General features: G+C 37.8%; 14 protein-coding genes. 2 read left to right on the top strand and 12 right to left on the bottom strand.

Features of this window, described 5'->3' with window-relative positions:
• Positions 1-56: 56 nt before the first annotated feature.
• From ABJE44_RS10575 to msbA, 8 genes are all read right to left on the bottom strand, one after another.
• On the bottom strand, positions 57-1,523 hold the full coding sequence (locus tag ABJE44_RS10575; protein ID WP_348110690.1) for a NarK family nitrate/nitrite MFS transporter: 1,467 nt from the start codon (positions 1,521-1,523) through the stop codon (positions 57-59).
• A 318-nt stretch (positions 1,524-1,841) separates the two neighbouring features.
• Positions 1,842-2,927: a CmpA/NrtA family ABC transporter substrate-binding protein gene (locus ABJE44_RS10570; protein ID WP_348110688.1), complete on the bottom strand. Its 1,086-nt coding sequence runs from the start codon at positions 2,925-2,927 to the stop codon at positions 1,842-1,844.
• Positions 2,928-2,941: 14 nt separating this feature from the next.
• On the bottom strand, positions 2,942-3,559 hold the full coding sequence (locus tag ABJE44_RS10565) for an ANTAR domain-containing protein (RefSeq protein WP_348110687.1): 618 nt from the start codon (positions 3,557-3,559) through the stop codon (positions 2,942-2,944).
• A 315-nt stretch (positions 3,560-3,874) separates the two neighbouring features.
• Positions 3,875-4,537 (bottom strand): SDR family oxidoreductase, encoded by a 663-nt coding sequence (locus tag ABJE44_RS10560; RefSeq protein ID WP_348110685.1) that lies wholly within the window; start codon positions 4,535-4,537, stop codon positions 3,875-3,877.
• A 2-nt stretch (positions 4,538-4,539) separates the two neighbouring features.
• Entirely contained in the window at positions 4,540-5,301 is a 762-nt protein-coding gene (gene kdsB, locus ABJE44_RS10555; RefSeq protein WP_348110683.1) for a 3-deoxy-manno-octulosonate cytidylyltransferase, read from the bottom strand.
• A gap of 49 nt (positions 5,302-5,350) precedes the next feature.
• Positions 5,351-5,548, bottom strand: a complete 198-nt coding sequence (locus ABJE44_RS10550; RefSeq protein WP_348110681.1) for a Trm112 family protein — start codon at positions 5,546-5,548, stop codon at positions 5,351-5,353.
• 10 nt (positions 5,549-5,558) lie between these two features.
• Positions 5,559-6,566 (bottom strand): tetraacyldisaccharide 4'-kinase, encoded by a 1,008-nt coding sequence (gene lpxK, locus ABJE44_RS10545; protein WP_348110679.1) that lies wholly within the window; start codon positions 6,564-6,566, stop codon positions 5,559-5,561.
• Complete coding sequence (gene msbA, locus ABJE44_RS10540; protein ID WP_348110677.1) at positions 6,563-8,335, bottom strand: lipid A export permease/ATP-binding protein MsbA; 1,773 nt, start codon at positions 8,333-8,335, stop codon at positions 6,563-6,565. The genes lpxK and msbA overlap by 4 nt, the downstream gene beginning before the upstream one ends.
• Positions 8,336-8,510: 175 nt before the next feature.
• Between msbA and ABJE44_RS10535 the strand changes: the two genes are divergently transcribed.
• Complete coding sequence (locus ABJE44_RS10535; protein ID WP_348110676.1) at positions 8,511-9,539, top strand: energy transducer TonB; 1,029 nt, start codon at positions 8,511-8,513, stop codon at positions 9,537-9,539.
• 45 nt (positions 9,540-9,584) lie between these two features.
• On the opposite strand, the gene ABJE44_RS10530 is transcribed toward ABJE44_RS10535, so the two are convergent.
• Positions 9,585-11,864 carry a DNA internalization-related competence protein ComEC/Rec2 gene (locus ABJE44_RS10530; protein ID WP_348110675.1) on the bottom strand — a complete coding sequence of 760 codons (2,280 nt, stop codon included), beginning with the start codon at positions 11,862-11,864 and terminating at the stop codon, positions 9,585-9,587.
• 51 nt (positions 11,865-11,915) lie between these two features.
• Here ABJE44_RS10530 and ABJE44_RS10525 point away from each other — a divergent pair, with 51 nt between their 5' ends.
• Positions 11,916-12,449: a DUF2062 domain-containing protein gene (locus tag ABJE44_RS10525; protein ID WP_348110756.1), complete on the top strand. Its 534-nt coding sequence runs from the start codon at positions 11,916-11,918 to the stop codon at positions 12,447-12,449.
• A 36-nt stretch (positions 12,450-12,485) separates the two neighbouring features.
• Here the strand turns inward: ABJE44_RS10525 and ABJE44_RS10520 are convergent, their stop codons facing one another.
• From ABJE44_RS10520 to ABJE44_RS10510, 3 genes are read right to left on the bottom strand one after another with little or no spacing between them, the layout of a single operon-like run.
• Positions 12,486-13,769, bottom strand: a complete 1,284-nt coding sequence (locus tag ABJE44_RS10520; protein ID WP_348110674.1) for an ATP-binding protein — start codon at positions 13,767-13,769, stop codon at positions 12,486-12,488.
• Between the two features lie 6 nt (positions 13,770-13,775).
• Complete coding sequence (locus ABJE44_RS10515) at positions 13,776-14,357, bottom strand: chemotaxis protein CheC (protein WP_348110672.1); 582 nt, start codon at positions 14,355-14,357, stop codon at positions 13,776-13,778.
• On the bottom strand, positions 14,354-14,719 hold the full coding sequence (locus tag ABJE44_RS10510) for a response regulator (protein ID WP_289031405.1): 366 nt from the start codon (positions 14,717-14,719) through the stop codon (positions 14,354-14,356). Before ABJE44_RS10510 ends, ABJE44_RS10515 begins: the two co-directional genes overlap by 4 nt.
• Positions 14,720-14,757 lie beyond the last annotated feature (38 nt).

Genomic DNA, 14,757 nt, shown 5'->3' with positions numbered 1-14,757 from the left:
AAAAGGATAACAAATGACTGCTATCCTTTTTGATAATCATTAATGCTCTAGTAAATTTAGGTAACGTCTATTAATTCCACACTACCATCTTCACGTACTTCAGTCATAGAGCCTTTTGGCTCTTTCATAAACAACAAGGTCACAAATCCCAATACAGCTGTAGCTGCGATAACCATAAAGAAAGTTGAAGTATCGACTATCGAATAAACAGTAAGATACACCACTGCGCCAACATTACCATAAGCTCCGGTCATACCCGCAATCTGCCCTGTTAATCGGCGTTTAATTAATGGTACAGCAGCAAAGACCGCACCTTCGCCAGATTGCACAAAGAAAGAACACGCCATAACGGCTACCACTGCCAACCAGATAGGCCAAGTAGCATCAATGAAGCTCAAGCTCCAATAACCTAATGCTAAACCCGCAGTGAGAATTAACAGTGTTTTTTTACGGCCAAACTTGTCTGACAACCACCCACCACCAGGACGAGACATCAAATTCATAAATGCATACATACCAGCTAATAATCCAGCAGTAGCCATACTTAACTCAAAGGTTTCAGCAAAAAACGCTGGTAACATAGACACAACTGCCAACTCTGAGCCAAAAGTAGCAAAATATAGAATATTTAAAACTGCAACTTGCTTAAATTGATACTGATGAATCTCAGGAACTGGATTCACAAAAATATCTTTATTTACCTTATAAGTGGCAAAAGAATCATAAAGATATAAAGATGCTAAGGCCACATATAGCACCAAAGCAACATTCTCACTCAATAATGAAACACCTTGAGGAGATAATTTCCAATTAAGCAATGCTAGCGCCAAATACATAGGGGTTTTCATTAATAACAAGAGGTAGAAGTCTTTCACACTGGTGACTTCCATGCCGCCTAGATTTTTAGGTCGAAAGTACGTTGAACCTTTAGGCGTATCTGTGGTGTTTTTAAAATAAACAACACTGAACAATAAACTCATTAACCCAGTTAGTCCTACAGCATAACGCCAGCCATCTTCACCACCAAATAACAAGGCAAGAGTCGGTAAAGTAAATGCCGCAGCTGCTGAACCAAAGTTACCCCAGCCACCATATACACCTTCTGCAGTACCTAACTCTTTCGGAGGAAACCATTCACTAACCATTCTAATGCCAACAACAAAGCCAGCACCAATACACCCTAAAGCAAATCGAGCAATAACCAACTGTGTAAAGCTGTCAGCTAATGCAAAAGCAAAACAAGGGATAGAGCAAATAGCCAATAGACTTGAGTAAATAATACGAGGACCAAACTTGTCTGTTAAAGCCCCAATGATAACCCGAGCAGGAATAGTCAAAGCCACGTTGATAATCAGTAAAGTTTTCCACTCACTAAGCGTTAAGCCAACACCGTCAACTATGGCTCCTTTTAAAGGAGCCATATTAAACCAAACCATAAAGGTAATAAAAAATGCCATCCATGACAGATGGAGAGTTTTCATTTTCCCTGTAAATGACAGAATATTAAATTTTTCACCGCTCATGAGTTTTACTCTTTTAATGAAATTACAAACAAAAAAAAGCCCATAAAAACAACATAACTTCTATGCTATTTAAATGGGCTTCATTGCCTGCTGTCAGTATTATCTACTGCAACATGGTTTTAATTTTTAAGGCTGCTAACGCCGTGTTAGAACCTGACCTGAAAATAATAATGCAATTTTCAAGCCACATACCTAAGCACATATAGATCAATAACTTATAAAAATAACAAACACAAAATGTTATTAGCAGTAAAACTTCCTGGTGCAATGAGCACTTAATAAGTGCGATTTATATTTAGCTAAATTGAATAGGATTGCTCAAGAGACACTCTCTAAATGCAGCCGCATTTGTTGATAAATATCTGGCCTAAACACATTTTTAACCAAGTCATTTGGCACCTTTACTCCTGACAATTGTCCCGCTTTTTCCATTTGGCTTAGCAACCATTCTCCACGAATATATTCAGGCACATTAATAGAGCCATTATTTGCTTTTGAGAACTGATTGTAGGATGGAATTGCCCTAGGAGGTAGATTTACATGAGTCAAGCAACTACCAATTAAAGACGGGGCAATAACATCAGTCGAAGCATCCAGATACTGTTCTGCACTCAAAAGTCGTGCAGCCTCAAACCTATTGGGGATTGTTTCCAGCCAATTACAAGCTTGCTTTAATGCAGCGCTTAATGCCAAAACAGTGTTTGGTTTCTTTTTTTGCCAACTATCCAACAGACCTAACACTTTTTCTGGAGAATCCTGCCAGATATCAAATGATGTTAAAGCCGTTAGTCCAATACCCGCCCTTACCGCTTTAGCGTTCCACGGACCTCCAACACAACAACCATCTATTTCACCACTTTCTAAAAACCCCACCATATTGACAGGAGGTACAACCATAATATCTACATCGAGCTCAGTAATGTTCGCAGAAGCAAGCCAGTCTTTTAACTGATAATAATGACAGCTATAGGGAAACACCGTACCAAACTTAAGTTTAGGCCTATTTTGCTGCTTTCTAACACTGATAACTTTTTGTAACAAATAGGCGGCTAAAGGTAAGGTTACTTCGGATAGTCCATTATCTTTTAATACTTCTTGATGTAACTTTTCGGATAACGTTATTGCGTTACCATTTAAGCTAAGGACTAAAGGGGTAATAACCTTTGTAGGCGAACAACGCAACCCTAAAGAGCTAGCCAAAGGCATGGGGGCTAACATTTGAGCCGCGTCTAACAGACCTGCATGTAGCTTATCTCTTAAGGTTGACCAAGAATTTTGTTTTTGTAATTTAACATCTAGGCCCCATTGCTCAAAGAACCCCATATTTTTAGCAACAATGAGAGGAGCTGAGTCGGTTAGCGGGATAAAGCCCAATGTTAATTTAGATTGTTCGGGTGTAATCATTATAAATAAAAACCTTAAAAATTATCGAGCAAAGATATTAATGTTTTGGCTACATCATCCAACTTTTGACCTGTATCCATGGCAGTTTTTCGCATGGTTTTAAATGCCTCGTCTTCAGACAGTTTCTTTTTCTTCATTAACAACCGCTTTGCTTGGTCAATTGTATTTCGTGATGCTAGTTGTTGCTTAGTATCACTTAACTCAGTCTTTATCTTTTGGTATTCACGAAAACGCGCAACTGCCGCATCTAAAATAGGTTTAACCCTTTCTGGCTCTAGATCCCCTACCACGTATGCGCTAACACCAGATGCAATAGATTGATTAATAGTATTGGTATCTTCTTGCGCTGAAAACATTACAACGGGTTTGGGGTTATAGTGAGAAATGGTACTTAAGCTATCTAATATATCTCGACTAGGTGATTCAATATCAATTACAATTATATCTGGCTTAATGTCGTCTACCTGTTTTAATAAAGCCATATCAGGGCTCGCCAAATGAATAACTTTATATCTTGAGTTATTTAAAACAGATGTAATAGAGTCTGCACGCTGTTGATCATCATCAATCAACAAGATACGAAGCAATGGTGTCCCTACCTGTTTGTCATTAGTTAAAACATTATGTCGCAAGTTGATACTCCAACCTTGACGGTAAAATCTTATACCGATGGAATAGCAATTCATGAGCCAATTTAAAAATTAATTTAGCTCTTGTATTTATAGGGCTAAATAGCTTTAAGCACTTAGTCCTAAAAACCAAAAAAGTGCAATCGCACCAAATCGGTACAGGCATTAATAAAAGATTAACAATTGAGGTAGGTAATTTAAAATTATCTGTTACTTATTAGGAGGAACGAGTAACTAGATGTTTAAGCTGAAACTACAAAAAATAAGAAGCGATAAATGGCATACGAATACTTGCGCTCACTCTCTAAAAAGGAGTCACTACCAAGGTAACACTTCTCCATTTGCATGCCAAAATGTTCCAGAATTATCTAGGTTTAGCTCATCTATTCTTTCCATTAAACGGCTTGCTGATTGGTTAGCCGAAATATCACCATTATGGTTAACCATCTCAGTCTGCACATATCCGGGGTGTAAAAGTGCCACTGCAACACCAAAGGGTTTTAAGTCATGGGCTAATGAAACTCCTGCGCTATTTAGGGCAGCCTTTGACATACGGTAACCATAACGACCACCTGATGTATTATCAGCAACAGACCCCATTCGGCTAGTAATCAAAGCAACCTTAGCCCCACTACTTAATTGATCTTTTAGTAATTGTGTAACCAACAATGGTCCCAAAGCGTTAACCCGGAATTGATAGTCGATGGTAATAGCCGACATATTATTCAAACTTTCATCAGCTAACACTCCAGCATTATTAATTAAAACATCAATACTAATAGTAGTAACTTTCTCTAGGCTATATTGCAATGAATCAATATTAGCCACATCAACATTATCAATGACGATGGCTTTAGTTTGATTTAATTCATCACTACTATTTCTGCAAAGAGCAAATACCTTGTGTCCCTTCGCTAAATACTGCTTTGTTAAGGCTAAGCCTATGCCCCTATTTGCGCCAGTGATCACCACATTTAACATATTCAATCCTTGTCAATGACTTGCAATAAACGGTTTAAGTCTTCAGGGGTATCGATTCCTGTTGGTGGAGTTATTTTTGCTTCTTCAACATGAATTTTTTCACCATGCCATAACACTCGCAGCTGCTCTAATGATTCAATCTGCTCTATACCAGAGGGAGACATATTAATGTATTGTTTAATGAAGCCGGCCCGATAAGCATAGATCCCAATGTGCCTAAAATAAAAATCGCCAATTTCATCAATAGAATCAGCATCTAAAAATCGCGCTCTATCATAGGGAATAGTCGAGCGAGAAAAATACATTGCATATCCAAGCTTATCCATAACAACTTTAACCGTATTTGGATTAAAGGCCTCTTCAACATCTGTAATCTTCACAGCCAATGTGGCCATTTCTGCTAACCGATGTTGATGCAGGTTTTCAGCAACTTGTTGAATATTTTCTGCGGGTATAAAAGGCTCATCCCCTTGTACGTTGACAACTATTTCATGGGATAACATATTCTGCAGCTCAACAACTTCAGCTAACCTTTCAGTACCTGATTCATGGTGTTCACCTGTCATACAGTATTTACCACCAAACGCCTCAACAGTATTCGCTATCCGTACATCATCTGTAGCAACCACAACATTACTCGCACCTGATTCAATTGCTCTTTCATAAACATGCTGAACCATAGGCTTGCCCTTTATTTTTACCAAAGGTTTACCAGGGAATCTGCTTGAAGCATATCTAGCCGGAATAATGACACTGAATTGCATAGAGTTGTCTCGTTACTTGTTTGTTGTATTTACAATAAAAGGGGGCAGTCTATTTTAAGAGTTGTTCTAATTCATCACTTGAGACTTCTTTCGCTTCAGATTCTAGTAACACCGGAATATTTTCACGAATGGGAAAAACCAACCTATCAAACTTACAAATCAACTGATTATTATTAGACTGGTATATTAACTTGCCCTTGCATGCAGGGCAGGCCAATATTTCTAATAGTTTTTTATCAAAAGCCATAAAGGGTCCTTTATTTAGAGAGTCTCTTTTTGTTCTCTGAAACGTGTTTTAAATTTTGAATAAGTTTTGTATCAAACTGTTGTGGTAAATGAGCATTAACCGGTAAATACCAACAATCCTTATGTGCGAACTCTCGGCACTTTACAGCATCTTTCTCTGTCATTACCACAATGCCATCTGGTATGTCTTTTATAGTAAATTGATGGTGGTCCACAAAACTGGTACAGGCTTTAAGTTTAACCTGCTTTTGCTCTAACATTGTAAAAAATCGCTGTGGATTACCAATTGCTGCAATGGCAGTGACATCTTGACTGAGATCATGTATCGATAAACTTTTATTTGGATTACTGACATTCACTAAACGGCCCGATTCTAGCGCCATTAAATACTCACCATTGTTTGCTAAACCGCCGTTTAAGACCACAAAATCTACTGATTTCAAGCGCCACTGCCCTTCACGTAGAGGACCAGATGGTAGCAGGCAGCCGTTACCCGTAAGACGTTGCCCGTCCATAACTACGATTTCAATGTCTCGCTCTAAGGCGTAGTGTTGTAGGCCGTCATCACAAATAATCACGTTACATTTGTGTTCATTAACTAATTTATTGGCCCCCCTAGCGCGAATGGGATCGATCACCAACGGGCAATTTATATGTTGGCGCATTAATACCGGCTCATCACCCACTTGATCGGCTGTACATGAAACAGTGACAAAATGGGGAAAAGACATCTGTTTCGCACCATAGCCACGGCTAAGCACCCCAGGGTGATAACCTTCTTGTCTCAAGCGTTTTGCTAAATAGACAACTAAAGGCGTTTTTCCATTACCACCCACACTAATGTTACCTACAACAATTACTGGAGCGGCTACAGATGTTGACTTTTTAACTCCCGCATTAAAAGCAAGTCTTCTACTGGCAGACATCCCCCAAAACAACAGAGTTAGTGGCAGAAGTAATATTATTAAAGGCCAATGATACCAACTAGGCGAGTACCAAAGTTTATCAATGAAACTCACGCTTCTTTTGGCTCCTCGCTAAATTGCATTTGATATAATTGAGAATAATGACCATTAAGAGCCATTAAGCTTTTATGCGTCCCCTGCTCGAATATCTTCCCACCCTCAATCACTAAAATGGTATCGGCATTTTCTATGGTTGATAAACGATGAGCTACCACTATGCTGGTACGATCTTTTTGTAGTTTCTCTAACGCATCTTGAATTAATCGTTCAGACTCAGTATCTAAAGCTGAGGTTGCTTCATCTAAAATTAAAATAGGCGCATCCAATAATAAAGCCCTAGCTATGGCTAAACGTTGACGTTGACCTCCGGACAACATAAAACCGTTTTCACCTACCATGGTATCTAAACCATCAGGTAATTCATCTACAAACTCCAATATATGTGCGGTTTTAGCTGCAGCAAGGATTTGCTCACGACTAACGACTCCCTCAGACCCATAAGCAATATTGTTCGCAATAGTATCGTTAAATAACACCACATGTTGCGAAACTAAAGCAAATTGTTTGCGTAGACTTTTAAGTGGCAATTCCTGTATCGGCAAATCATCAATTAATATATCCCCATACTGATGATTATAAAAGCGGGTCAATAAGCTCGAAATAGTCGATTTACCACTACCTGAACGGCCCACTAAAGCGCAGGTTTCACCAGACTTCACCGAAAAAGTAATATCTTGAAGCGCTGCTGTATCTTTGCCGGGGTAGCTAAATGTTACGTCTTTAAAAGTAATTTTTCCTGCCACTCTCTCAACCAAAGTGGTTCCATTATCTAACTCAGGTTGCTGATCTAATACTTCAAAGATACTGACACAAGCTGTCATACCTTTTTGAAATTCACTGTTTACTGTAGTGAGTTGCTTTAAAGGCTTAAGTAACATAGTCATGAAGACTACAACACTAACAAATACCCCAGGCGTTAAAGACTCAACCAAATTAGGGAAGCTAGCGACATACAAAACAACAGCAAGGGCGATAGAGGCAATAACTTGAATTGACGAAACACTTAATATCCTAGCGACAATCAGCTTCATGTTCTGTTGACGATTGTAATTGTTCTTACTGGCGAAGCGCTTAGCCTCTAAATCTTGGCCGCCAAACATCAATACCACTTTATGGCCTTTAATCACCTGCTCTACAGAAGAAGTTAAATCTCCCATCACTTCTTGAATCTTTTTACTTACCTTTCTAAAACGTTTACTTACCACAGAAACAATCACAGCCACCAAAGGGCCGATAAGTACAAAAATTAGCGATAATTGCCATGAGTAATAAAACATTGCAATCAATAAGCCCACAACAAAAGCCCCATCACGTACAAGAGTTAACAATGCTTTAGCAGCGGCTACTTTAACTTGCTCAGTGTCGTAAGTGACTTTAGATATAAGTTGCCCTGTTGCATTTGTATCATGAAACTCTACGGGCAAATGAGTATATCGACTAAACAACTCTTGGCGCATTTCCATCACTACATGATTACCTATCCATGCTACTGTGTAGGTGCCCAAAAAATTGCATATGCCACGTAATACAAAAATGGGCACAATAAAAAATGCAGCTAAACGTAAATACCCGTAATCACCATTGCCTAAACTATCATCTACTATAGGCTTTAATTGCGCTACGACTAAAACGTCAATAACGGAATATCCAATCATCCCTAGAACGGCAAGAAGAAAGGCAAGTTTGAAATTTTTAAGGTAGCCACGAAAGCGCTTAAATACGCTAGAAGTTAAGTCAGGGTTTGCGGGTTTGTTTTTACTCATGAAAATGTAATTATTTGAACTCAATTAGGAAAACGAGGCTAGTGTAACTGGTAGAACGATAATCCCCAAATAATCAGTCACTAATAATTCGCTAATATAGATTTTAGATTAGCCTTAGTTAATTGCACAGTGATACCATTTGCCCAGTTTAGTAAATTCAATTTAGGGAGAAAACTTGAAAAAAGTTAAAATTTCGCTAGGTATTACACTCTTGATATTAAGTACCTATGTATTTGGAAATACCACGCAATTTATAGCCGCTAAAATAATTGATAACGATAACCAAACAGAGGAAGCATTCACCTCACGAGGCGGAATGGAAGGGTGGGCAAAAGTTTCTTTCATTATAGATGAAGATGGTAATACTCGAGATATAGTCGTTTTTGATAATTCAGGAAAAGATAGGTACACCACTAAAACAATTAGATACATAAAGAATCTTAAATATGCGCCAGCACGAGCAAACGACAATCCAGTGAGCAGTGCTAAAAATATGTTCATTACCCACACCTATTCAGAAGCAGGACACAGCGAAGCGAGTATAACGCCAGCATTTGCTAGAGAATACCAACTAATCATGGACTCGTTTGCCAACTCTTCAGCAAATATGAATGATGTAAACCAATTGATAGATAAATTAGTAGATGATCATACTAAAAACCTAAATGAGCACGCTCTCGCTGCATGGTTAAAATCAATTTATTATTATAAAATCCAAGATTTCTTAGAATATATGCGCCAATCTCAAATCACGGTTGACCTATATCAATACTTGCCCATCGCAATACTCGCTAAATCTTCGGTAAACCTGTTTGAATCCCAGCTTTATTACGGTTACTTTTCTGAAGCAAAACAAACCCTTTCTCGCATGGGAAATACTGACGGTCTTAACCTGTCAGAGCAAACACAAGCCGAATTTTTAGGTTTACTTAAAGATAAAATGGCTTCTGAATCAGACAAGGTTATAAAAGGAAAACTAACTCATTTAGGTGCTTGGTCTTATGATCACCAAATACCAAAATTTCAGATCAAGTTAACCAACGGCAATATTGATTCAGTAGAGTTGAGATGCAACCGATTTCAACAAAAATATACGAGTAACAGGCAAAATACAATGGAGATACCATCACAAGCGAATGGATGTATCTTGTTAATTCAGGGTGACGTAGGTACAACTTTCGATGTTATTGAAACTGCCATATAGGGAAACAGCATTTTAAGAAGCCTTCCCATTTAATATGTAAAGGCTTTACATATTGGCATACCAATAGGGATAAATGTCTTGCCTGTGGGTTTTCACTTGAATTGGTCCGACTGAATCAAAGGGCAAACTGAAAGACACTTGCCCTGTTTCAGACGTAGTATAAGTCCCCTTTAGTGGGATGTGGCTCTGCTTAAATACTTGTTGGTATCTTTCAATTACCTCTGTACGAGGAAATCGCCAGCGATTCATAAAGCCTTGACTAAAAACCACAAATTGTGGATTAACCGCTTCTATAAATACTGTTGAAGAGGATGTGTTACTACCATGGTGAGGGGCGAGTAAAATATCTGCGTTAAGATTTTCACCATATTTTTCGACTAAGAGATCTTCTATACCTTTATCTATATCACCGGGTAGTAAAACAGCATGGGTTTTATCTGATACTTTAACCACGCAGGAACTGTTATTATCATCGTATTTAAGGGGGTCATCAGGCCAAAACACATCAATATTCAAACTTTGCCAATTGAATTGATATCCTTCGCGGCATAACCCAGCTGTGGTCATAACCTTTTTTATGGCGATCCCGTTCAGCAAAAATGGTAAACTCCCAGCGTGATCGTTATCACCATGGCTAACAATGACAATATCAACCTCTTTAATGCCTTTAGACTTTAATATTGGCAATAACACACTGTCTGCCATGTTGAACCCACTAGGATAACTTGCCCCTACATCATAAATAATTGCCTTAAGGTTTTTAGTTATGAGAACCGAACTCCCCTGTCCAACATCTAAAATATCAATTTTCCAGTTTGTATCTTTGCTATGCATTAAAAAACTTAAAAACGGTAAAAATAGCAGAACAATGCATTTTTTAGACACACCAAAATTAGGTAAGAACACCAAAATCATGGCAATAAACACCTGCGCCCAAACAACAAAAGGCATTGCAGCTAAGTCTATCGAAGCCCATGGAAATGCTATAAAACTTTTTAAAGCGTTTAAGCTTAATCCAATTAAATAGTCAACCCACCCAAATAACAATGCAGCCAAATCTGGATATACCCATAGTAACAGTGTCGCTAGTAAGCAAAGAGGTAATAGACATAAAGTAACCAAAGGAACAGCGATTAAATTAATAAAAGGAGACACAATCGAGACATAAGAAAATTGCCATGCAACAATTGGTAACATTAAAAAAGTTAAACAAAGTTGCACCCGCAACATGCTTGAAAATGCAGTAGTAAACGAAAAACCGGCTTTAGTTACTGGCCAACGCCAAAATACAAAACAAATGATAATCACTGCTGTATAACTTAGCCAAAAACTTAAGCCAAATATACTCAGTGGAAACAAAATTAAAAATACACTAAATCCAATCAATAATTGCCTATAAATCTTTATGTTTTTATTATTTACAACTAATAAAGCCGCAATACTTAGCATCAGCCAAGCTCTAAGTGTGGGTAAACCAAACCCCGCTATAGATGAGTACCAAAAAGTAGTCAATATTGTCAAAACCATAGCCACAATATGTAAATTAAGGTGGTGTAGTCTATATACTCGACTGACAATAGCGGCTGCGACCCAGGCAAATATAAAATAACTTGCACTCGCCACCATAGCTAGATGTAGCCCAGATATAGCAATTAAATGCGCTATACCTGATTGTTGTACCAACAACCAATCTTGTTGCTCTAATAACCCTCTATATCCCACAGTTAAAGCACTTATCCAAGCAACATTATCTAGTTCTAAGTTAAGTATCTTATTTAGCAAGGCTTGACGGCTAGTAATTACATTTTGCAGTAACTCATTTTCACTCGTTCCTTTAACGTACCCTGTGGCGATTATTCCTTTGCTGAATAACCACTGCTGATAATTAAATCCCGCTTCGTTAGCTAATCCATGGGGCGGTTTGAGTTTCACTTCAAGTTTAACTATTTGCCCTTGCTGCACTAACCAAGGCGGCTGACGCCAACTCACTCGAATATTCCGAGATAAGGAAAGCTTGTTAGTGTTAATTTGTGTTACTTTAAGATTAAAACGTACTTCTTGTCGCTTATGAATTAGGGTAGTAATTTCACCTATAACAACAATTGATTTAGAGGTCTGCTCTGATGACAGTTGCAAAGAGTATTGCCAATGGCCTACACTCGCCATCCAGACAATGCCAATAAAGAAATAAGCTAAATGAATAAATTGTTTGGCGAATAGAAAACTGGCGCCAAGAAGTAAAATAATGCTAAAAATGGAAGGTAAATTAGTCCAAATAAGGCTAGATATTGCAGCTGCAATAAAACTGAAAAGTTTACTGTCCATAGTAGGTGCATCATGCCTTCCATTGCTTGACTAAAATAAGTATAGAGAATAATTCTGAAAAAGTTTATTAAGCGATTTTTGCCTAGCCCGCAAAAAATAAAAGAACATAAGGTACTGTCAATCTTTGGGACATTATTACATGATCCAAATTTATGGCATTTAAATAGACGTTCAGCAGCGGGAGCCGTGGCTGTGGGGTTGTTTTTTGCTTTTATTCCATTGCCATTTCAAATGTGGTTGTCAGCAGGAATAGCCATTCCTCTGCGCGTTAACTTACCGCTATCAGTGGCCACAGTATGGATAACTAACCCCTTCACCATGCCTCCTATTTTTTATGGCGCGTATCTGATAGGAGCAACGGCACTAGGTACCACAACTCAAGAGTTTACTTTTGAGCTAAGTTGGCACTGGGTAATGCAAAGTATGGAAACCATTGGGCCAGCATTTTTAGTGGGCTGTCTAATTTGCTCGGTATTTTTTAGTACCGTGGGATACTTTACATTTAATTATTTTTGGAGATTATCAGTCTCAAATGCTTGGCAGCAGAGAAAACGCAAAAAGAAGCGTGACGCAGAAGGTCTTTAATTTTTCAAAATAAGTGTTAACCAAAACCAGAAGCATTTAATCCTTAGCATGGTTAATTGGAATACTGACAATGAACTCGGTACCCTCACCTACCGAACTTTTAACGTCAATTTTACCATTATGATTTTTAATAATATTGTAAGAAAGTGATAAGCCCAACCCAGTACCTCTTCCAACTGGCTTTGTTGTAAAAAATGGATCGAATATTTTTGATAAGTTATTTGCATCAATTCCAATACCTGTGTCTCTTACACTTACTTTTTGAAACTCGCCATCACTAAACACCTTAATAAAAATGGAACCATTCTCACCTACCGCATGAGCCGCGTTTACAAGTAAGTTCATAAAAACCTGATTTAACTGCATCCCCATACAAAATAAAGGAGTTAAGCCTTTTTCATAATCTTTATGTAAGCTGACATTAGCCTCAAACTGACTACTGACTATTTTTAACGTGCTCTCGATACCATCAACTAAGCTACTTTCCGCCCAATGTTTTGCATCTGCATGGGAGAACTCCTTCAAACTTTCAACTATTACTTTTACACGTTTAACACCATCTAACGACTCATCTACCAGCTCGACTACATCCTCTTTTATATAATCAAACTCATGACGCTCAAAGAAATCCTTCTTCAATTTCTGATGGATTTCTTGTCCAATTTTATCTATCAATTTATCTGAAAACTGAGTGATTTTTACAAGTTTTCCAATGTAATCTTGGAGGATTTCAATATTTGAGTATACAAATCCAATTGGACTATTAATTTCATGAGCTACACCAGCAGCCAATTGACCAATAGAAGCCATCTTTTCGGAGTGAACTAACTGGCTTTGCGTATCTTTCAATTTGCTAATAAGACTCGCTTGAGCTTTATGCTCTAACTCCAACTCATCAGCTACTTTAGATAAATCATTGTAATAACTGGCTTGCGCTGTTACGTCTTGAATAGTAATACATGCATAAAGTACCTCATGACTATCATCCATTAGAGGTAATACTTCCATATTTTGGAACATCAAGGACTCCTCTCCAGTTACTGGACGAGAACTCAAAAAATTGAAAATATGTGGGCGTTGCTCCCAGTAAGAAAAGCTTTCATTTTTTAAAATAAAAACACTATTAATTTTCTTTTTTAAAAACCTAGCTTGATCTGGGAAAAGTTCTAACAAAGACTTTCCAAGAACGTCCTTTTCATCACAATCCATTCGGTCAGCAAAAAAGTCATTTAAAAAAACAATGCGATACTCTTTATCTACCATGCAAGCTCCCATAGGTAACTTGCGTAACAGACTTTCTAATAATTCAGGTTTGTGCATTCTGAATCAACTTAATAAGGCATCTAGACTAGCTTTCAAAGCAACAATTGAGTTTTCTTCTAGGCAAATAACCACCCTTGCGTTAAAACTAAAACTTTCAATGCTAAAACATACTTCAACTAATAGTACCGTAGCCCAATTATAATTGGATTTTCCATTTGTTAAGGAGTTAAATAAAGTTGGCATATTTAGGTGGGACTTTAACTCTAGCTGACTTGATAAACCACTCAAGCATGCACCAGATAATATATTTGTTAACTCTAAAATTAACTCTTGGGTTTGTGCGTCACACAAAGGCTCATCATAATCCATTAATTCAGCCATAGCATCACAACCCTCTTTACTTATTAAAGAGAGAACTTCTCCTTTAATTTGTCCTAGAAAAGACTGCCTAGCATACCAAGTGTCATCACTATGATTTAATATCTCAACTAGATCATCTGGACTCGCTTCATTAATTGTCGGAATCGATAAGGTTATTTGAACATCAATTAACTGTGCTAATGATTTTGCTGCTTGCCCCATCGAAATATTCATCATTTCTTGTAAGGCATCTCGCTGGTCTTCTGTTAATAATAAATCTTTCATAGTAAACCTACTTCATGCAACGTCTGTTTTAACTCCTCAGCTTTTAATGGCTTTTGTAAAAAACGAAATGCTCCTAAAGAATTTACCAGCTCTACTGATTTTGGTTGTATATCAGCACTAATCACAATAACTACGGTTTTTTGATGGTTATCTTTGACATAACGAAGTACGTCAAACCCATCTAACACAGGCATTGTGAGGTCTAAAAATAAGATATCAGCTAAGCCTGCTTCTACAGCGTCAATGGCCTCTTGCCCATTGGTCGCCTCAGATATAGTCACATCCCAATCTTCAGGGATTGCACGTCGTACATTTTTGCGAGAAAGCGCAGAATCGTCTGCAATAGTTACAGGTATTGCCATTAATTTTTCCTATTCAGTTTGAAACTATTAAATAAAGG

The organism is Paraglaciecola sp. (genome assembly GCF_039942875.1).
Taxonomy (GTDB): Bacteria; Pseudomonadota; Gammaproteobacteria; order Enterobacterales; family Alteromonadaceae; genus Paraglaciecola.
Note: the sequence above shows the minus strand (reverse complement) of the source record. Positions and strands in the feature narration are given on the sequence as shown.